Here is a 19,051-nt window from a genome sequence, read left to right as displayed (position 1 = left end):
CGGATAATGAGCTGCCTCATGAAACCTTTGCTCTCAGAGTATTATCAATACCTCTTCGCCGGTCACGCTCGCATTGATGTGAGTCATATGCCCCCATCAAAACAGGCACAGCGCAAGCATTTCATCATTGCCTGCATCAGGGAAAAATTTAAGAATATGACCGAGGATGACGACTTGTCTCAGCATTTCAGACGAATGCTACGCCAGACAGGCTCAGAACTTGAACAGGTGTTGTATGGTAATCAGGAGGATGACCTCGGTCCCATAACGCCCGGGCATGCGTTGCCGGACGATGCGGCCCTCCTGGTCCATTTTCAGCAGTTAAACACCCACTACCTTTTTTTTAAGCACGATGATAAAGAAACAGCGGTGCATTTCCAACTGTTTTTCAAGATCTGCAAAATAGTCAACCTATTTCTTGAAAAAAGCGGGGCGCTCGATGAAACCATTGGCTTGCAAGCCTATAAGATGCTTGTCTGGTATGGATATGCTCCGGGACGAAATCCGTTTGCCCGCATAGAAGGCCACTTCAGTGCGCACAACTCATCGCTGAGTAAACCCTTATCCGATATCCTTAAACCTGATTTGCCTATCAATGACCCGCCCATTAAAAAACTCGAGCAATGGCGCAAACTCATTCAACTGCATGGTCAAATCGCAATCACCCTCTTTCAAGAGGCCCAGCCCATTGAACAGGGGTTAAGAAAAAACAGGCTGACGCTGCCATCTGCCATAAATCAAGCCGCGTCCTTGCGCTATCAACGTGCCAATGAATACCCGGACCTGGCCAGTCTCTGCTATCAATATGATCGCCCACAGGACATGTTTAACCGATGCCTGGCCATAAGGCCCTTCATCAAAACCCGCGACAAGTTGCCTCACCTTGTCGTTGAAGGCAGCGATTATGGGTATAACGGGTATTGCCTGGTCAAAATGCCTGCAGATGATCCTAACGCCTACCTGCTTGGGGACATCAGCCATAGCTGCCAATCCATTGGCGCTGCCAGTGAAACCCTGGTGCGTGATGGTTTGCTTCTTGAAAACAATGGCTTCCTGGTTCTGCTTAAAGGAAAAAAGCCAGGTGCAGGGCCTCCGCTTAACCGAGAGCAGGCGATCCGTTACTCAGACTATAAGATAGTCGCGCATGGTTACCTGTGGAATTCCACTTCAGGATTGGTGCTGGATTCCTTTGAAAGCCTGCGATCCGGCGATGAACCTGCCGGTATTCACCTGTTGAAACAATATGGACGCGCCCTGTTACAGGAATACCCGCAATACCGTCTTTTTTCGCTTGGCGCCGGCGGTAAAACACCCGCCGCCTTATTGCATGAAGCGAATACGCCCCTGCTGTTTCTGACTGATCCCATGCTGCAAGGCAAACAACACCTGGATTCGTTGATGCAGTTTGTTTTGGCAGAACACAATTTGGATGAACGCCGCGCCGCTCTGAAACAGCGCCTGATTGACAATAAGTTGGGATGGGATGCTGATGATCTCGCCGAACGAATTGCCATTGATTCACTGTATACTGATAGTCAGTTTTTGAGCATTGAATGCACACTTTTTGATGAAAAAATATGTCAGTTAATACGTTTGTTTGAATCAGTAAACCCCGAGAAATTCAAGCAATATTTCCTTAATAAAACCGACATTTTTTTAGGTCTTCTTTACACGCTTAAACAATTGAATTTAACCGCTGATACGACCACCTGCTGCAACGCACTGGCTTTCACTAAAATAGCCGCCATCCATAGCCTAAAACTTCTTCAACAACAGCAGCTACTTGACAACACCATTGCAACGCGCATTTTTTCATCAGAAGCAGCATTTAAAACGTTAACAGCAATTATTCATTTTCTTGCTGCCTGGAATGCGTTGAACCAATCCACACTCCATTCATTGTTACATGCAAAGACGATCGCGACCCGACTTAACTTTCAAGATAAAATTCAACGCTTAGCCCGGAAAAATCAAGTGTTTTCTGAGGATTTTTCAGCGTTATTGTCTTTACCGCCAAAACGGCAACAGGAGGCATTGAAGCACTTGTGCTGGCTGAGCGAAATGGATTTATTCACTCCACCCAACCGGCGTCTCTTCCTGACCCATCCGACTCACGCCCATGCGCTGCAAGCCTTATTCATGCGCTTAAAAAATCTTCACCATCAGTTCAGTGAAACGGACTATGCTTTGCTTGAAGAGCATCTCGATAAGCTTTTAGCCCTGCAAATCGCGGCTGATTTTCTGGCTGACAAACGCCAGTTGACCTTGATCGCCTGGCGGGCCGTGATTCCTCTCGCGATTAAACAGCAATCAGGCACGGGCCAGCTAAAAGAATGGCTGGAACGCCACTGGAATAAGGACGCCTCGTTCCTAGACTCTGCCTCAGGCAGGCACCGTTTGTTTACGTCAACATCCCCTGCCTTAAATGATCAGGACATCGACGCACCCATCAAGCCAGGTCCGCCGCCCCTGACTGATAGCCGGTACAAAAACCAATAAAAACAGCATCATAAAAAATTTTTTTGATTATTGGAAATATTGGGAAACCGCGACTAATATTAAGTTTGCTGTCTTGATAAATTATCACATAAGGAAATGAAAATGACACAACGAAATGATCAGGGACATCATGGCCAACAAAAAATTAATTCTGCATCGGACAATACCCGATTCCACCCGAATCATGATAAAAATAATGCGGACAAATCAGAAAAGCGCCACGATTCAAACCTCTCTAGAACCGCTCGTGACAGCAAAGAACGATCCGGGGCTCAAAACGATAAAAAGCAAGGAAATCAATCTTATAGCCGCGATGAGGCGTCTCAAAGACATGCTCATTCACGTCAAAACGACAATTCAAGAAACTAAGAAAAAATTATCGCCAGAATCTTAATTTCTGGCGATAGTTATTTTGCATTCATTTTTAAATAAAAAACAAACATCTACTTGATATTTATAGCTTAATTTTTTGCCAAAAAGCGCGCAATGGTCTAATCTTAATACAAGCCATATTATTATGGATTAATATAAATCCTGATAGATTAGAATTAAAGCGGTTTTATAGTTGGATATGGCTCTCTGTTTTAATCGAAGTAATATAGGAATAATGCTTCGTTTAATCTCTGATTAATTAATGCCGCTATTGAAAAACGCAAATAGAGGTAGATATCATGGATAGATTACGTTTGAACGCAACAACCATTCTTATCCTGGGCGGCCTGGCTTTCAGTCCTCTGGTGAGCGCCAACGCTGTTCCGGCAGACACGACGACGACCACAACAGCTCCTGCAACTACGACTGAGGGAACAGCCACGGTAAAAACCAGCGATGCCGACTTTAAGCATGCTGTCGAAGCAGCTTTAACGCAATACCCCGATGTCAAAGTGACTGTAACCAATGGGATTGTTTATTTAGACGGACAATTAGCCTCCGATACCGATTATGAAAAAGTAGTGATGCTAACGGAATCCGTGGATGGAATTGGCGATGTCAATGCCGATAACCTGACCGTAAAAGATAGCCGGGCGCCATTAACGGATACGTATATCACCGCCAAGGTGAAAGCGGCCATTCTAAAATCGGACATCATGGGCAGAGACATTCCCAGTTGGTCTGTGAGTGTTGAAACCAAGGACGGAAAAGTCATTTTGTCCGGTGAGGTAGCCTCCGCTCAACAAAAGCAAGCCATTATGACTGTCGTTAACTCCGTAAAAGGTGTTAAGGGAATTGACGATCAGCTAACGCTTTCCGGGGATGCTTCATTAACTGAAACGGAATAACGGAGTTATCCCGTTTCCCCGGAGTAAACGGAAGTACAAGGAGAAAGATTATGACAAGCTTGATAGTGAACGCCAATGATGTCATTGGCGCAGAAGTACGAAACCTTCAGGACGAAGACTTAGGTAAAATTGAAGCCCTGATGATTGATAAACTGGACGGACATGTCGCCTATGTCGTATTGTCTTTTGGAGGCTTGTTTGGCATGGGCGACAAATTATTTGCCTTGCCCTGGTCTACTTTTTCCTATGACAAGGAAAATGAGTGTTACATCATCAATATCAGTAAAGAGAGACTGAAAAACTCTCCGGGCTTTGACAAGGATCATTGGCCTGATATGTCCAGTCCCAATTGGAGTACGACTATCCATAATTATTATGGGACTACTCAGCAATAACAAAAAGGCGAACACCAAAGATGCACCCGCATCTTTGGTGTTTTATAAGGAGAAAAAAAATGCTTAAATATCTGATTGCCTGGTTATTAGGCGTGCCGTTGAGTGTATTAGTGTTGATTTGGTTAGTATCTCGCGTCTTTTAATTTAAACAAGGACTTCATAGACAAGGAAAGCCATCATGATTGAACAAACCATCCCGGTGCACGAGGCTCACGAAGAACCATGCACCATACACCATCATCATTTCAAGCGTATTTCCTGGACAGCAATCTTTGTCGGTGCGCTGATTGGAGTGGGATTAGGATTCTTATTGACGCTGTTTAGTATGGCCATTGGGCTTAGTCTCTTCACCTTAAGCAGTAATGGCGCTATTGTTTTAGCGATAGGTGGATTTTTAGGTGTCGTGATTGGTTTAATCGCGTCCATGCTGACTGCAGGTTATGCAGCCGGTTATCTTGGCCGTCTTTACTGCCCCAAAAGAAACCTTGGCATTGTCTATGGTTTCACAACCTGGACCGTGGCTTTATTGTTAAGTGCCGTAGCCATCGGCCACATCAGCCAATACGTCGCCAATTACCCCACAGCCATTCCCCATTCAGTCAAACAAATGATTCCTGTGGTTACGGCAAATCCTCAGGCAGTCAATCCAAATGCTTCAGCCACGCAAAGTCAAAAGCAAATTGCCGCCGATAATACCATACGGATTGATACAAGCCCCTCGAATCTGGCATGGAATGGCTTTGTTATTTTCGTTGTATTCTTTATCGGAGCCCTGTCCACCTGTTTTGGCGCCTGCTGGGGCATGACCTGCAAGCGTATCGATTAATGAATCAGCAAGAGGGGCGACGCCCCTCCTTTTACATCAGGGCTTCAGCCCAGCGTTGACACTGTGCCGCTACCACTTGCGGGTAAGTTCCTTTTTCCCGGTAAATCCCTTTTAAATACAAGGCATCGCTGTGGTTCCTTTTTACCTCATCAAGCAAGCGCTCAATGTAATCCCGCGTGTGCAGCTCATCCGCCACATCTTTAATAGCATCCCAGGTTTGCAAAATGTCGTCATGGATGGATACCTTGGTCTCTGAATCCGGGTGAATGAATTCGCCCTCATACCCATAACGGCTTGCCTGAAACCGGTTGTAGTTATAGAGATAATAAAGATCATGGGTAATATGAACCGGTTTCTCACGCAACAGATAAAGCGCCAGCGCCTGGACATAGGCAGTGATGTCAACCGCTTTTTTTATAGTGAGCGGGGTGTCGCAGACTCGAATTTCTACCGTGCCAAACTCAGGCTTTGGCCTCACATCCCAGTAAAAATCTTTCATGCTTTTAATCACCCCCAGACGCCTTAATTTATAAAAATAGTCAGAGAATTCTTCCCAGGTGAGGAAATAGGGAATGACGCCGCTCATGGGAAAATTGGTAAATATTGTGGAACGGGACGAGTAGTAACCGGTATCTACGCCCTGATAAAAGGGCGAACAGGCACTTAAGGCGATAAACTGGGGAACGTAACGGGCCAAAGCATGCGTCAGGTAAAGCGCATCCCTGGCACTGGCGCAACCGACATGAATATGCTGCCCGAAAACCGTCGAGCGTTTGGACAGGTAGCGGTATTTCTGCGATAAATTTTTATAGCGTAAGCTTGGAAATATTTTCTGCAGATTCCAGCGTTGAAAAGGATGCACACCGCCACCGCAGAAACGAATAGTTAACGCCGCCGCCTTCTCGATTAAAAAGGCATGTATTGTGGCAAATTCCCGCAGCAATTCGGCAGGCGAATCATGCACCGATGAGTTGATTTCAATCATGCTTTGGGTAATTTCCGGAATAATTTGCCTGCTGAAATCACTTTCACGGATACTGCGAATAAGATCTTTTGCCCGCGGAATCAGCGTATACGTTTGGGGTGAAATAATTTGAAATTCGAGTTCCACACCAATAGAGCCTACCTGGGACTTTTTAAACGGTACTCGCCTCATGGTTGTTCCTTCAATCCACGGAGTATTCTATTAATTATAACAACTATTTACCGATGGAATGTATGTCGAATGACTTTCGCCGTTTAATCATAAACCTTATAATAAAAACTATCGTCTTGAATACCAGCAACCACAAGACTTCAGGGAAATCAGAATAAGGATTATTTATGCATAAGAAAAGGCAAGGTCTCACCTTGGCACTGCTCGGCAGCCTGTCGTTGGCAACCCAGGCCTCACCGCCAACCAGCTATATGCCGGTTATTATGAAGGAAGACTTTCAACAGGTGGTCAAGCGCATGGAGTCACAGAAAGAATCCTTGGCCAAACAACACAATGACTTGCTGAATCAACGGTATGATTTAAGCAATAAGCCCTCCAAAACCGCCACCATGACTGGCGGTAAACCGGTGCAGGAAGGTGTTCGGGTGAAGTTGCCAGCCGGCGTCACCTGGGAATCCCTATCTAAAATGACACCTGAAGAAATCAGGGAAAAAGGCCTATTCCCCAAAGGCTTCTTACCCCTGCCCCATCCCCATCATGCCGAAGGCGGCATGCTGTTTCCTCATTTTGTGATTGATGAAATCAAGCGCCAGGAACAACGGGATTTAACCCGTTTTGACCTGGATTTCGATATCCCCGATCATTTTCTGCCACCTTTCCCACCCGCTATCTTCCTGACCACCCGTCCGGATTTGGGCGATGTATCCAAAGGGCAACTGGTCACTATCAATAACTATTTCGATTTGTTTAATGGCCTGTTAAACCCCAAACAACTGGAAGGGCTGCGTTTGTTGGTTACCCCTTTTCCGCAGCAACAGTTTAACCAGACGGATGATCGCCGGACCCTTACACCCAGCCGGGGCGTTGCCTGCCTTGATTGCCATGCAAATGGGCACACCAACAAGGCCACTCATCTGGTCGGTGATATCCGTCCCCAGGAATTCAGGCATCGCATCAATACACCCAGTTTACGGGGCGTGAATATCCAACGCCTGTTTGGATCACAACGTGCCCTAAAAACCATCGAGGACTTTACAGAGTTCGAACAACGCGCCGCTTACTTCGATGGTGATCCGGTTATTGCCACTAAAAAAGGCGTCAATATACTCGAGCGAGGCAGTCAGGTCCATTTTATGGCGGAATTTCAAGCCCTGCTGGATTTCCCACCCGCCCCCAAATTACGATGGGACGGTAAACTTAATCCCCAAAAAGCCACGGAAGCTGAGTTACGCGGCCAGGCCTTGTTTTTTGGCAAAGCCCAGTGCTCGACCTGCCATACACCGCCCTATTACACAGACAACACCATGCACAATCTGCAAACCGAGCGCTTCTTTAAGCCCGAGTTAGTGAATGGTTTAATGGAAAGTGCCGACGGGCCGATTAAAACGTTCCCGCTGCGAGGCATTAAAGACAGCCCCCCTTATCTGCACGACGGTCGCTTGTTGACACTGGATGACACGGTGGAATTTTTTAATCAGGTCCTTGAATTGCAACTCAACAACCAGGAAAAACAGGACCTGGTTGCCTTCATGCTTACCCTGTAATAACATCAACCGCTCTGGCTTGCCCGGGGCGGTTAATCGACTGGTTCATGAGCAAAGCCAAAACAGCATCAAAGACTGCTTCCACTGCAATCGCCTCTAAACCACGTTCAGGATTGGCCGTGTCTTCAGCCCGCAGAACGTTAAAACGCTCCTCAGGCATGTAGGGGCCGCAATCGCCGGGATGAAGCTCGGAAAACAAGGCCACCAGCGGCGTATTGAGCGCTGCAGCGAGATGCATGACACCGGTATTGGCCACCACCAGAACATTCAAACGTTGTAGAAAACAAAGGTACCGCTGGAAATCAGGTTCTGTCGGTAACAGCACGGCACGGCCCTGACTAGCCGCCTGGATTTGCTCTCCCAATCGACGCTCTTCAGGCAATAGGTCCATAACGACCTTGATATCCATGCCGTTTTTTTTGCCATAATCAGCCAGCATCAAGGCAAGCTTTGCAAAGTGTTGCCAGGGCCATAACCGATGCCTGCTCTCCTTGCCTTTACCCCATTTATTAAATCCGCTGTAGGTCGGGTGCAATCCAATCAGAATCGTGTCGCATGCAATTCCCTGGGTACTTAAAAAGGCATGGAGAGGTGGTATTTTTTGAGGATTCACAGGGAGATAATGGCGTTTATAGTCCTGTTCAGGTGAGGCGGTCACCAATGTTAAACAACGCCAGGCATAATGTTGCAATTCATGGCTTGGTTCTATTATTTTAGCCGGCGCGGGCAGCCAGGAGAGCGTCCGTTTTTTTCTTTCAAAACAATACACCACATCAAATGGCTGCCGACGAATGAATCGCCTGACTTTGTAAAGCTCCCACAATCGCGACAAAATGTTATTTTTATATTGGACCATGGTGCCAGGATTTAAGCCAAATGCTTTCAGCAGGCGGATGCCATCCGGGCTGGTAACGACATGGATTGTGGCCTTTGGATATAAGCGCTGGATTTCCTTCACTGCGGGCAGGATCATGACGATATCACCCAGGCGGCCAATTCTTACAAGTAAAATATTCATAAGACCCGTTCAAACACCGTATTTAAGCTACTCAATTAAAAACAGGTCAGTATAACGCATCCAGGAAAGAGCCGTTAGTCCTATCCAGGTTAACACTCACTGGATTATTCTTTTTCTTGCACTATCCTTAAAGATACCGGATTAGAAAAGAAAGGAAGCTATCATGAACGACATGGACGCCCATCAACCTGTGAAAAAAGTAAAAGAAGAAATCTCCTTGGTTTTGACCCAGCATGACCTCGAAGAATTTTTAAAAACCCTGATTAATCGAGACGTGGATTTATACGAAGAATTTGACGTTGTCCGCTCCATTAATTAATTGGCTTCCTGCTTCGTTACCGGTTAACCTTGAGCCTTTATTCAAGGTTAGACCAGGTTGTTTACCCGCATTTAAGCCTGATAATCGTATTGCAATTCCAGTGGCATCAATTCATGCAACCGCTGAAAAAGTCTTAGAATGTCGATGCAAAAAACATGTTGTTGCTGGCGATTTTCCCACAATTCATAATCAATCCCTTTACGGAAAGCCACCTGCCGCGACAATTTTTTCATGAGTTGAATGTCCTGATTGGAAAAGCCAAGATCAATATTTAATTCAACCAGTTCCTGTAAATTTTTATGTTGTTTAACCGGGCGATGATCGTGCAGCAGGAAGGCTTTAAACATCATCTCAAAAGCGGTATACATTAAGGATGAAATGGGCGCCAGGGCATCGCTGACCCCGTAGCGGGCAATATTAACTTCAGCGTCATTCTGCAGCAGATGCTGCGCACAATACGCATGCTGACTTGCAATCTTAAGCATCTCAATAGGCGAGTAATAGTGTTTGTCCATGGCCTTCCTCTGTCGTTGTGTGCCTTAAGCGGAGCAAATCATGCATCATGATAATGGATGTGTATAATACGCTCAATTATTGATTGTTTTATTTCATTGTACCCCATGCAATCCTTTCTCAAAACACCGCTGCATATCGGCACGCTGTCTTTACCCAACCGCCTGATTCAGGGCCCCTTGGCCGGATTCAGTTGTAGCGCGTTCAGACGCTTGTTTTATCGCTTTGTACCGCCGGCTTACTGTGTCAGCGAAATGATGTCCGCGCACGATGTAGTCTATAAACATAATTTTAGCAGCCGCTACCTGTTTCGTGCGCCGGAAGAGACCCGTTTATGTTATCAGCTTGCTGGTCATGATCCGCGGTTGATGGCTGAAGCGGCAGCAAAACTGGCTGCCTTCCAACCTGATTTACTGGATATCAACTGCGGTTGCCCGAAAACCAAAATTCGCAAAAAAGGCGCCGGCAGCGCCTTGCTGCAACAACCCGACACCCTGAAAGCCATTATTCGCGCGGTAAAGGATGCCACCCCCTGTCCCTTGACGGTAAAAATCCGTATCCAGGGGAATGACAACGATTTGATTCTGGCCGAGCAGATTACGGAAGCCGGCGCTGATGCCCTGATTGTGCATGGCCGCCGCTGGGTGGATGATTACGATATTGCCTGCAATTTTAAGCAGATTGCACGCATTAAATGCCATATTGCCATACCGGTTATTGCCAATGGTGATATTCATGATGCCGAAACCCTGCACCAGGCATGGCTTGAAACCGGTTGTGATGCCTTTATGATTTCCAGAGCAGGCACTGGAAAACCCTGGCTTTATCAACAACTGCTGCAAGAACCCGCGTTGACAGTGAGCCAGGAACATTTAATCGAGTTGTTCCTGTTGCATTTGGCTTATTTAAGTGAACAGGAGAATGAATACCAAGCCGTTTTACAAAGCAAATCCCTGATTCGCTATTATTTTAAGAACCGCCTTGCGGCCTTTGAACTGCCGGCTTTTTATGCCCTGACCAGCCTGGCCGCTATCGCGGATTACTTGCATTCACCCCGTTTACGTGAGGCTGCGGCCGCCGTCGACCTTTAAAATCTGGCCAGTAATAAACGCATTATTTGCTAAAGCCAATACGGCCTGAGCAATGTATTCAGGCTGCCCATGGCTTTTTAAGGGGGTACGGGCAATGATTTGTTCACGGGCGCTAAGACTTAAGCTGTTTTCATGCTCAGGCCAGGCAATGGCACCCGGCGCCACGGCATTGACCCGCACGAGCGGCGCAAATTCTCGCGCCAGCGCTTTGGTTTGCATGGCTAAGGCTGCTTTGGATTGGCAATACAAAGCATAGCCCTTTAAGGGGTTATCCGCATGAATGTCGGTAATATTGACGATGCTTCCCTTCTGTAGTTGTAACCAGGGAAACGCAGCGGTACTTAGGGCAAAGGGCGCAAACACATTGATCTGAAACAGACGGTTCTGATCGTCCACCTGCCATTGCTGAGTATCGGTACGAAAAAACACGGACGCATTGTTCACCAGCAGATCGAGACGACCGGCCCAGCGGGTCACGTCATTGATAATCGAGGCCCCGGCATCGCTGCGTTGCAGGTCACATTGAATAACTTCGGCACTGTTGGCTTGCAAATTGTTCAATAATTTTGCTAAATTAGCCGCCTCGGTCGAAGACTGATGGCAGTGAATAGCCACTTTAAAACCCGCCTGATGAAGAAATTGGACGATGCTTGCCCCGATACGGCGGGCACCGCCAGTCACTAAGGCGACACGGTCTTCTTGTTTAGTCATTTGATTCAAGGTATTTTCCCCGTTTTTATTGGTATTTCCTATGAACAACCAAACTTCGCTCCATCAACGCCTGCAGGAATGCGGTGAAATTCCCTTTGTAGAATTCATGCAGCACGCACTTTATGCACCGGGCAGCGGTTATTACAGCGCCGGATTGCAAAAGTTTGGTGTAGACGGTGATTTTATCACAGCTCCGGAATTAACCCCGCTTTTTGCACAAACATTGGCTGGGCAATGCCAACAGATTTTCAAGACGCTCGACTACCCTGTTCTGTTTGAATTTGGTGCGGGCTCAGGCCGTCTTTGTGTGGATATATTGAAGGCACTGGACGCCTTGCAATGCCTGCCGGAACGCTACCTGATTATGGAAGTCAGCAGTAATTTACGGCAACGCCAGCAACAATTGATTCAAACGGAAATACCGGCACTGTTTGATCGGGTTCATTGGCTTGACCGATGGCCAGAACAGGGATTTAACGGAGTCATGATTGCCAATGAAGTGCTGGATGCCATGCCGGTTCATCGCTTTTTGAAAACAGACGACGACATCCTGGAAAGCGTGATCACCCTCAATGACCGGGGTGAACTCATCGAGCGTTTTAACCCTTCCAGCAACCCACGCCTGCTCAACTACCTTCACCAGGTCTTACCTGATCTGCCTTGCCCTTATCAATCGGAGGTGAATTTATTCATCGAGGATTGGCTTAAAGAATGCAGCCGGATTTTAAACCAGGGCGCCATGCTGATTATTGATTATGGCTTCCCGCGCCATGAATATTACCATCCCGATCGCAATCAGGGCACTTTAATGTGTCATTTTCGCCATCATGCCCACAGCAACCCGCTCATTCATGTCGGCGAACAGGATATCACCGCGCATGTCGATTTCACCCAGGTAGCCGAGGCCGGTTATGATGCCGGCTTTCATGTCGCCGGTTACACCAATCAAGCCTCTTTCTTGCTGGCTAACGGTTTGTTAAGCTTACTCGAACGGCTGACCAATGAGGTTTCGCGCCTGCGGGCTCAGCAAGCCGTGAAGCAGTTAATTCAGCCAAGCGAAATGGGTGAGCTTTTTAAGGTCATTGCCCTGACCAAAGGGTTGGATTTTCCCCTGCAGGGCTTCCTACTTCATGATAAACGAGTGAGTTTGTGAAATGAGCAAATATTTAACCACGGTGGAATTGCAAAAAGAATCCATGAAATTTTCTGCAGGCCACACCACCATTTTTTCCGCCACCGAACGCGAACCCCTGCATGGCCATATGTACAGTGTTTATCTGGCGTTGACAACCTGGGTAGAAGAAAATGGCATGACCTTCGATTACCGCTATTACAAAGAGCGTATTCATAAACTCTGCCGCCAATTAAATCAGACGTTTTTGATGCCGCAGTTTTCGCCGTTTCTCAAGTATGCCGAGGATGAAAATTACCTCTACTTTACCTTTAACCACAAAAAAATTCCTTTTTTGAAAGAAGACGTCACGCTCATGCCCCTGACCAACATCACTGTGGAAGAACTCTCCCGCTGGTTTGTACAGGAATTGATTAAAGACACGGCTGAACTCAATCGTCACCGCATTGACAAAGTGGTGGTTAAAGTGTTTTCAGCACCTGGTCAGTCAGCCAGCCATGAATGGCAACGCGCGTCATAATGGCATCCACCGTTCAAGTCTGTGTCTTTCATACCCACCGCGATTATTTTGATTATTGGCCTACGGAGTCCTTGCCGGCGGTGGGTTCGCGCGTCCTGGTGCCATTCCGAAAGGCCACTCGCATAGGCATTGTCATTGGCTTTGGTGAAACTGATCAGGAGACAGCGGCCTTAAAAACCATTGAGCGGCTTTTTGATGAAGACCCACTGGTTAGTCAGCCATTGCTGACCCTGTGTCACTGGGTCAGCCGTTATTACCAGTCACCGCTGTCTGAAGTATTGCCCTTGGCCATCCCTAAAAATTACCGCCTGGGCAAAGAGGCCCAATTGGCTTTCCTTGATTATTTTCAATTGGCAGTCCCCATGGAGCAGGCCGCCGTTCAAATTCCAGAACGCGCCCACAGGCAACAGCAATTGCTCGCCCAGTTCACACCCGATAACCATTCAATCAGCAAAAGCGAACTGCAACAGGCAGGATTTAACATGAGTTTGCTCAATGCCCTGTGCGAACGCGGTATCCTCAAACGTACCCAGGAATTAGCCATTCCCCTGCCCGGTAATCACTCCCCGGAAACGCCGCTACCCTTAAATGACGAGCAACAGTCAGCTCTTAAAACAATTGTTGCGGCAACCTCAGGCTATCATGGCTATCTTTTACAGGGCGTGACTGGCAGCGGTAAAACGGAAGTTTATCTGCAGGTCATCGAGTCGATACTTGGGCAAAAGCGCCAGATCCTGGTTTTAGTGCCTGAAATCGGTTTAACGCCGCAATTGATCCACCGTTTTAAGCAGCGATTGAACGTACCGATGGCTGTGATTCATTCCGGACTGAACGAACAGGAGCGCCAACAGGCCTGGCACCTTGCTAAAATCGCAGCGGTTAAAGTCATCATCGGCACCCGCACCGCGGTGTTTACGCCCATGCCCGATCTGGGGCTTATTATTATTGATGAAGAACACGACCCCTCGTTAAAACAGGGCGAGGGCGTGCGTTATTCCGCACGTGACACCGCCTTGATGCGGGCGCATCTTGCCGGCATTCCCATCATTTTAGGCTCAGCGACTCCAAGCCTTGAAAGCCTGCAAAACTGCCTGCAGGGGAAATACACGCTGTTGCGTTTAAATCAACGGGCCCTCAATCAGTCGCCTCTGCACATTCAGATCACGGATTTGCGTAACATCCCCCTTCGCGATGGTCTGGCTGATTCGACAATTAAAGCCATGGCTTCGCACTTAAGCGAAGGCAATCAGGTATTGGTCTTTATTAATCGCCGCGGCTACGCCCCGGTTCTGCTTTGCCATCAATGCGGCTGGATGGCGGATTGCCGGGCCTGCGACAGCCATCTGACACTGCATCGCCAACGCCAGCAGCTGCTTTGCCATCATTGCGGCTTGAGTCAGGCTATCCCCGCGACATGCAAGCAATGCCATGGCAAGGAACTCGTCCCTGTCGGCATCGGCACGCAACGGCTTTATGATTACTTAAGCCAGCAATTCCCCGACACCCGCCTGCTTCGCATTGACCGGGATGAAGTGCGTAAAAAGAATGGACTCGATGAACGCCTTGGTCAAATTCATCGGGGTGAAGCACAGCTAATTATTGGTACGCAGATGCTGGCCAAGGGTCATCATTTTCCGCGATTGACTCTCGTCGTGATTGTTGATGTGGATGCCGGCTTTTACAATCAGGATTTTCGCGCACTGGAGAGGCTGGGCCAATTATTAACCCAGGTCGCGGGCCGGGCGGGGCGCGCTGACAAGCCAGGGCAAGTCATTATTCAAACCCATTTCCCAACGCATCCGCTACTAAATACCCTGATTCAGGAGGGCTACAATGCCTTTGCCGAGGCTTTGTTAGCATCCCGTCAGCAGGCCGCCTTGCCGCCCTACCATTACCTCGCCGTTATTCGCGCTCAGGATAAAAAACCGGCCCACTTGCTGCAATTTCTCCATGCCGTAAAAAACCAGTTACTTACTCAGCCGATTGACATCATGGGACCCGCCCCCGCGCCCATGCCGCGCAAAGCCAATCAATACCGCATGCAATTGTTATTGAAATCGCCTTCTCGAAAATTACTGCAACAGTCATTGACGGCCATGAGGGAGTGGTTAACAATAACTAAACACCAGGTCCGCTGGAATATCGACGTCGATCCGATGGATTTAACATGACTGAAACCAAAATTGCTGTTCACCAAAAAACCGTTGCCATCGCCTGGGGCGACATGGATGCCTTGGGCCATGTCAACAACGGCCGTTATTTTGACTATTTTCAGCAGGCGCGCATTGACTGGTTGCAGGAATTGAATCTGGACATGCGGCAAAGTCTCGGTCCAGTCGTTATTCACATCGCCTGTACTTTTTTGAAACCGGTGGTTTATCCCGCCACCTTGACATTAACCAGCAGCGTGCATAGCCTCGGACGTTCCAGTTTTATCATGGACCACGATCTGTATCAGAATGACCAATTGATGGCACAGGGAACAAGTAAAATTGTCTGGGTCGATTATCAGAAAAATCAATCCGTGCCGGTACCGGACTGTATTCGCGGTTTTTTTCAACCAAAATAATGCTTTCCTTAAGATTTCCTTAACCCGATGTTATCTATAATTCGCTCCCTTACTTAAGCCTAACGGAGAAATGATGATAACAATAGACATACTGCTTGAATTAGGTCCTACTTTACGCAGCGCGTATAAACTATTTCAAAAAGACAAGAGTCAGATTGCCCTTTTAAAAAAGAGCATTGAGTCATTTGAAACCACGGTATCTGATTTTTCGAAAGTTAAGCGCTTACTGGCCTCGGTTGCGGTAGTGGATTTACCGACTTACCTTGACCCGCTCCTGTTGGCAGCCAAAAGTTATGCGGCCCTGGCGCTTGAAAATACAGAGGAACTGGCAACACATCATCGGTTATTAGACCAGGCGATCGCCTGTTATCGAGCCAGTCACGACATCATTAAACCCGTTGCACCGAATAGTATGACACCGACATTGAGTAATATTGAATTGGACGTTGTATTCTGTCCCTTAAAAATGGAATACTTTAAAGCGGCAGGGGAATTAGCATCGATTAAGAACCAATTGGGTTCAGAGCAAGCTGATTCAGACCTTCGTGCGCAGCTGCAAAAAGTTCAAACGACGATAAGTGCTTTTTATAAGACCCTCACTAAAGAATATAAAAACCAATACTACCGAAAAATCCTGGATATCACAGCCGAATTCGAAACGGAAGTAAAGGAAGCGTTGAATGAGGCTGACAGCCTTTTAAAAACAGCGTCCAAGAGAAAACAAACCGAAACGACTCCCTTATTATCAACGGATGAAGGATTATTTAAGAAGCGTGATTCTATTCCCAAAAAGAGAAGACCTAATCAACCGGCTACCACACCGCAAGTAGAGGTGGCCAACATTCTGGTCTCGCTTTCTTTTTTGGTTCAAGCCCCGAAACAAGAGGATGCCAATACCGCCAATAAACCGCAACTATCCTGATTAATCAGCACTTAACATCTCATTCAGGTTGGGCATTGCAAATACCCAACCTGACATTTGCCAGATTCCTCTTTTTCCATTACTTTAGCCGTCTAATTCTTTTTTAAAAAATGAACATGACGACTGCATTAATCTCTCATCAGCAAAAAACGGAAGAACTGCCGCTGGTTGTGGCGCGTTTAACCCAAAAAATTAAACAACAGGGTGCACAGGATGGATTTTCCGTAGCAGAGCAGCTCGATCTTCTTCAAGCCTTGCAGTCTTTTGATTTCGGACGTTTTCTTTTACAAAATCAGGGCATCAATGGGTTTTGGACTCATTACATGCTGACACACCCCCTCCAGGGCCGGCTAACCGGAAAAAATAACCGCGGCGACCGGTTCTCATCGCTGGAAAAATTTATCCTCGATGACTCCCCCTTGATGTTAGCCACGCAAGAGCGGTTTACGCTTTTTCTTAAAGAAAATCAGACCATGCTACGTTCCGGCGCCAAACTGGCCTGTATTCCCTGCGGCATGATGGGAGAATTGCTTTATCTTGATTTTGAAGGCATTCAGGCGTGTCAATTGGTTGGTATTGACTACGATGCCGACACACTGGCAGATGCGAAACATTTAGCCACGACCAAAGGCTTAAGCCAATGGCTTATTTTAGAACAAGCCGACGCCTGGGAAATCACTGACTGCAATGAATTCGATTTGCTATCCAGCAATGGCTTGAGTATTTACGAACCAGACACCGCGCGGCTTTTGCAGCTCTACCAGCGCTTTTACACCGCATTAAAGCCTGGCGGTAAATTAGTCACCAGCTTTATCACCCCGCCGCCCACGGCGACTGATCCGGGGGAATGGGACATGGCGCGAATAAACCATGAGCATCTGCGCCTGCAAAAGCTGTTATTTACAACGCTCATCGATAGTAAATTCCGCTGCTTCCGATCCACGCGCGAAACGCACGATCTCCTCTCGCAGGCCGGATTTTCAAACATCCGGTTTCTATATGACCAAGCGAGGCTTTTCCCTACCGTCACGGCGTTCAAACCGCAATAATATGGCACGATTCCCCGGATTTTATTGCTATAGTTAATAAAACCAAGGAGGAATCATGTGCCGACTCGTTGCCTATCTGGGAGATGACATATTACTGGAAGATGTGTTGGTTAAGCCTGTCAATTCCATTATTATGCAGAGTCTCCATGCGCGGGAATCCACCATCCCAACCAATGGTGATGGCTTCGGTTTAGGCTGGTATGCCCATCACTTAAGTCCCGCACCGGCCTTGTTTACCTCCATTTCACCAGCCTGGAATGACAGAAACCTCCTGCATTTGACGGCTAAAATTCAATCCACCTGTTTTTTTGCCCATGTGCGTGCAGCCAGTGCGGGCGGCGTGACTCATTACAATTGCCATCCCTTCATCCATGGCAACTGGATGCTGATGCATAATGGCGGCATTGACAATTTCATCACAGTCAAACGCCATTTGCGGCACATGCTTGAGGATGATATTTACAACTGGATTCGGGGGGAGACCGATTCGGAACATTTTTTTGCCTTGTTCCTGCAATTGGCGAAAGGAAAAGATTTGTCGCAATTATCGACTGTCGCTGAGATCTTTCAAGCCACGGTGACGGAAATCAATCGGCTGGTCCATGATTTCGGCGCCAAAGAAGCCTCTTATTTTAATATTTGCCTGACTGATGGGCAGCGTTTGCTGGCAAGCCGTTATTGTTCTGACAAGAAGCTAAAACCCGAATCCATGCATTATTTTTCAGGGCACTGTTTTACGCCGCACAAACACAACCATTTCAAAGGCGCAACGGGGGATCATCATTGTGTGTTGGTGGCGTCGGAAAAATTAACCAAATTTAAGGCAGAATGGCAGGATGTGCCGCCCAATCACCTGTTGCTGGTCGATTACGATCGGGATATCACGCTTCATCCCTTACTCTAATTAAGCGTGTAATGCGTCTGTAACCTTGGTGATGCTGGCTGCAGGTGTTGCGCTGGCTTGTTTGCCGAGATAATTCAACGCCAGGGAAATGCGTTCCTGGCTGACGATTTTAGGCCAGCAATAAATATCATTGAAGCATTTCTGTTGTTGTTTGAATGTTTCAGCAAAAGCACTGCGCATTATTTCGGAGTCAGTCCAGGCAATCACAGGCAACGATGGCTTTAACTCCCACAGGGCATCTGCCAAGGCAGGGCCATTGCAAAGCAACCCGTCACCAACACCTAAATCGCCATCGACGATGACTAAGGAGACGTCCTCTGATTCGATTACATTTAATGCGCTGAGGCTGTCATTGACCACGATCACTTGCACGGATGGCTGCGCAGACTGCAACAGACGTGTTAAGCAAAAGGCATTAAATGCATTGTCCTCGACAATTAATACACGCATGAAAACTCCTTGAATCAATGCCTGCAGTATACCGAGCAAACCTTAAGAAAAACTTAAGAATTATTACAATTTCATAAATATTCCTTTGTACGGGACAATTTATTAAAAACAGTTCTCATTTAGACTTAGCCGAATACAATTTGCATATTTTGA

The 19,051-nt window shown here is 47.2% G+C and carries 20 protein-coding genes; 15 read left to right on the top strand and 5 right to left on the bottom strand.

The features are described 5' to 3' along the window. The first annotated feature begins 18 nt into the window (after nt 1–18). The 5 genes from Lery_RS01165 to Lery_RS01145 all read left to right on the top strand — a co-directional run bounded on the left by Lery_RS01165 (nt 19) and on the right by Lery_RS01145 (nt 5,000). Complete coding sequence (locus tag Lery_RS01165; RefSeq protein ID WP_058525419.1) at nt 19–2,499, top strand: hypothetical protein; 2,481 nt, start codon at nt 19–21, stop codon at nt 2,497–2,499. A 102-nt stretch (nt 2,500–2,601) separates the two neighbouring features. Next, nucleotides 2,602–2,868, top strand: a complete 267-nt coding sequence (locus tag Lery_RS01160; RefSeq protein WP_131751079.1) for a hypothetical protein — start codon at nt 2,602–2,604, stop codon at nt 2,866–2,868. Nucleotides 2,869–3,170: 302 nt separating this feature from the next. Beyond that, nucleotides 3,171–3,779, top strand: coding sequence for a BON domain-containing protein (locus Lery_RS01155; protein WP_058525417.1), 609 nt, complete (start codon nt 3,171–3,173; stop codon nt 3,777–3,779). A 50-nt stretch (nt 3,780–3,829) separates the two neighbouring features. Then, nucleotides 3,830–4,174: a PRC-barrel domain-containing protein gene (locus tag Lery_RS01150; protein ID WP_058525416.1), complete on the top strand. Its 345-nt coding sequence runs from the start codon at nt 3,830–3,832 to the stop codon at nt 4,172–4,174. Nucleotides 4,175–4,352: 178 nt separating this feature from the next. Then, nucleotides 4,353–5,000: a hypothetical protein gene (locus Lery_RS01145; RefSeq protein ID WP_065230218.1), complete on the top strand. Its 648-nt coding sequence runs from the start codon at nt 4,353–4,355 to the stop codon at nt 4,998–5,000. Nucleotides 5,001–5,031: 31 nt separating this feature from the next. Here the strand turns inward: Lery_RS01145 and Lery_RS01140 are convergent, their stop codons facing one another. Further along, nucleotides 5,032–6,156 carry a YbdK family carboxylate-amine ligase gene (locus tag Lery_RS01140; RefSeq protein ID WP_058525415.1) on the bottom strand — a complete coding sequence of 375 codons (1,125 nt, stop codon included), beginning with the start codon at nt 6,154–6,156 and terminating at the stop codon, nt 5,032–5,034. 167 nt (nt 6,157–6,323) lie between these two features. Here Lery_RS01140 and Lery_RS01135 point away from each other — a divergent pair, with 167 nt between their 5' ends. Then, the gene (locus Lery_RS01135) at nt 6,324–7,700 is read left to right on the top strand and encodes a hypothetical protein (protein ID WP_058525414.1); all 1,377 of its coding nucleotides are present in this window, start codon (nt 6,324–6,326) and stop codon (nt 7,698–7,700) included. Here Lery_RS01135 and Lery_RS01130 read toward each other — a convergent pair. Continuing rightward, nucleotides 7,690–8,718, bottom strand: a complete 1,029-nt coding sequence (locus Lery_RS01130) for a glycosyltransferase family 9 protein (protein ID WP_058525413.1) — start codon at nt 8,716–8,718, stop codon at nt 7,690–7,692. The genes Lery_RS01135 and Lery_RS01130 overlap by 11 nt on opposite strands. A gap of 163 nt (nt 8,719–8,881) precedes the next feature. Here Lery_RS01130 and Lery_RS15185 point away from each other — a divergent pair, with 163 nt between their 5' ends. After that, nucleotides 8,882–9,037 carry a hypothetical protein gene (locus tag Lery_RS15185; protein WP_156412467.1) on the top strand — a complete coding sequence of 52 codons (156 nt, stop codon included), beginning with the start codon at nt 8,882–8,884 and terminating at the stop codon, nt 9,035–9,037. 71 nt (nt 9,038–9,108) lie between these two features. On the opposite strand, the gene Lery_RS01125 is transcribed toward Lery_RS15185, so the two are convergent. Continuing rightward, nucleotides 9,109–9,552: a hypothetical protein gene (locus Lery_RS01125; protein ID WP_058525412.1), complete on the bottom strand. Its 444-nt coding sequence runs from the start codon at nt 9,550–9,552 to the stop codon at nt 9,109–9,111. Between the two features lie 105 nt (nt 9,553–9,657). On the opposite strand from Lery_RS01125, the gene Lery_RS01120 reads away from it, so the two are divergent. After that, the gene (locus Lery_RS01120; RefSeq protein WP_058525714.1) at nt 9,658–10,641 is read left to right on the top strand and encodes a tRNA dihydrouridine synthase; all 984 of its coding nucleotides are present in this window, start codon (nt 9,658–9,660) and stop codon (nt 10,639–10,641) included. On the opposite strand, the gene Lery_RS01115 is transcribed toward Lery_RS01120, so the two are convergent. Then, nucleotides 10,609–11,361 carry a pteridine reductase gene (locus Lery_RS01115; protein ID WP_193392293.1) on the bottom strand — a complete coding sequence of 251 codons (753 nt, stop codon included), beginning with the start codon at nt 11,359–11,361 and terminating at the stop codon, nt 10,609–10,611. The two genes, Lery_RS01120 and Lery_RS01115, sit on opposite strands and share 33 nt — an antisense overlap. Before the next feature lie 31 nt (nt 11,362–11,392). Between Lery_RS01115 and Lery_RS01110 the strand changes: the two genes are divergently transcribed. The 7 genes from Lery_RS01110 to Lery_RS01080 all read left to right on the top strand — a co-directional run bounded on the left by Lery_RS01110 (nt 11,393) and on the right by Lery_RS01080 (nt 18,448). Next, the gene (locus Lery_RS01110) at nt 11,393–12,505 is read left to right on the top strand and encodes a class I SAM-dependent methyltransferase (protein ID WP_058525410.1); all 1,113 of its coding nucleotides are present in this window, start codon (nt 11,393–11,395) and stop codon (nt 12,503–12,505) included. Nucleotide 12,506: 1 nt separating this feature from the next. Beyond that, complete coding sequence (locus Lery_RS01105; RefSeq protein ID WP_058525409.1) at nt 12,507–13,004, top strand: 6-pyruvoyl trahydropterin synthase family protein; 498 nt, start codon at nt 12,507–12,509, stop codon at nt 13,002–13,004. After that, nucleotides 13,004–15,175: a primosomal protein N' gene (locus tag Lery_RS01100; RefSeq protein ID WP_058525408.1), complete on the top strand. Its 2,172-nt coding sequence runs from the start codon at nt 13,004–13,006 to the stop codon at nt 15,173–15,175. The genes Lery_RS01105 and Lery_RS01100 overlap by 1 nt, the downstream gene beginning before the upstream one ends. Further along, complete coding sequence (locus tag Lery_RS01095) at nt 15,172–15,573, top strand: acyl-CoA thioesterase (RefSeq protein ID WP_058525407.1); 402 nt, start codon at nt 15,172–15,174, stop codon at nt 15,571–15,573. The genes Lery_RS01100 and Lery_RS01095 overlap by 4 nt, the downstream gene beginning before the upstream one ends. A gap of 70 nt (nt 15,574–15,643) precedes the next feature. After that, on the top strand, nt 15,644–16,495 hold the full coding sequence (locus tag Lery_RS01090) for a hypothetical protein (protein WP_131751077.1): 852 nt from the start codon (nt 15,644–15,646) through the stop codon (nt 16,493–16,495). Between the two features lie 116 nt (nt 16,496–16,611). Further along, on the top strand, nt 16,612–17,544 hold the full coding sequence (locus Lery_RS01085; protein ID WP_237759120.1) for an SAM-dependent methyltransferase: 933 nt from the start codon (nt 16,612–16,614) through the stop codon (nt 17,542–17,544). Between the two features lie 55 nt (nt 17,545–17,599). Continuing rightward, nucleotides 17,600–18,448: a class II glutamine amidotransferase gene (locus Lery_RS01080; protein WP_058525404.1), complete on the top strand. Its 849-nt coding sequence runs from the start codon at nt 17,600–17,602 to the stop codon at nt 18,446–18,448. On the opposite strand, the gene Lery_RS01075 is transcribed toward Lery_RS01080, so the two are convergent. Continuing rightward, nucleotides 18,449–18,898 carry a response regulator gene (locus tag Lery_RS01075; RefSeq protein WP_058525403.1) on the bottom strand — a complete coding sequence of 150 codons (450 nt, stop codon included), beginning with the start codon at nt 18,896–18,898 and terminating at the stop codon, nt 18,449–18,451. Between the last annotated feature and the right edge of the window lie 153 nt (nt 18,899–19,051).

Source organism: Legionella erythra, from assembly GCF_001467615.1.
Lineage (GTDB): Bacteria > Pseudomonadota > Gammaproteobacteria > Legionellales > Legionellaceae > Legionella_C > Legionella_C erythra.
The sequence above is the reverse complement of the archived record's forward strand: the minus strand, read 5'-3'. Positions and strand labels throughout refer to the sequence as shown.

Coding starts and splice junctions, on each gene's coding strand:
- Lery_RS01160 (WP_131751079.1), top strand. CDS start 2,602: ATGACACAACGAAATGATCAGGGACATCATGGCCAACAAAAAATTAAT.
- Lery_RS15185 (WP_156412467.1), top strand. CDS start 8,882: ATGAACGACATGGACGCCCATCAACCTGTGAAAAAAGTAAAAGAAGAA.
- Lery_RS01110 (WP_058525410.1), top strand. CDS start 11,393: ATGAACAACCAAACTTCGCTCCATCAACGCCTGCAGGAATGCGGTGAA.
- Lery_RS01075 (WP_058525403.1), bottom strand. CDS start 18,898: ATGCGTGTATTAATTGTCGAGGACAATGCATTTAATGCCTTTTGCTTA.
- Lery_RS01100 (WP_058525408.1), top strand. CDS start 13,004: ATGGCATCCACCGTTCAAGTCTGTGTCTTTCATACCCACCGCGATTAT.
- Lery_RS01130 (WP_058525413.1), bottom strand. CDS start 8,718: ATGAATATTTTACTTGTAAGAATTGGCCGCCTGGGTGATATCGTCATG.
- Lery_RS01085 (WP_237759120.1), top strand. CDS start 16,612: ATGACGACTGCATTAATCTCTCATCAGCAAAAAACGGAAGAACTGCCG.
- Lery_RS01140 (WP_058525415.1), bottom strand. CDS start 6,156: ATGAGGCGAGTACCGTTTAAAAAGTCCCAGGTAGGCTCTATTGGTGTG.
- Lery_RS01120 (WP_058525714.1), top strand. CDS start 9,658: ATGCAATCCTTTCTCAAAACACCGCTGCATATCGGCACGCTGTCTTTA.
- Lery_RS01095 (WP_058525407.1), top strand. CDS start 15,172: ATGACTGAAACCAAAATTGCTGTTCACCAAAAAACCGTTGCCATCGCC.
- Lery_RS01105 (WP_058525409.1), top strand. CDS start 12,507: ATGAGCAAATATTTAACCACGGTGGAATTGCAAAAAGAATCCATGAAA.
- Lery_RS01155 (WP_058525417.1), top strand. CDS start 3,171: ATGGATAGATTACGTTTGAACGCAACAACCATTCTTATCCTGGGCGGC.
- Lery_RS01150 (WP_058525416.1), top strand. CDS start 3,830: ATGACAAGCTTGATAGTGAACGCCAATGATGTCATTGGCGCAGAAGTA.
- Lery_RS01080 (WP_058525404.1), top strand. CDS start 17,600: ATGTGCCGACTCGTTGCCTATCTGGGAGATGACATATTACTGGAAGAT.
- Lery_RS01165 (WP_058525419.1), top strand. CDS start 19: ATGAAACCTTTGCTCTCAGAGTATTATCAATACCTCTTCGCCGGTCAC.
- Lery_RS01125 (WP_058525412.1), bottom strand. CDS start 9,552: ATGGACAAACACTATTACTCGCCTATTGAGATGCTTAAGATTGCAAGT.
- Lery_RS01135 (WP_058525414.1), top strand. CDS start 6,324: ATGCATAAGAAAAGGCAAGGTCTCACCTTGGCACTGCTCGGCAGCCTG.
- Lery_RS01090 (WP_131751077.1), top strand. CDS start 15,644: ATGATGATAACAATAGACATACTGCTTGAATTAGGTCCTACTTTACGC.
- Lery_RS01145 (WP_065230218.1), top strand. CDS start 4,353: ATGATTGAACAAACCATCCCGGTGCACGAGGCTCACGAAGAACCATGC.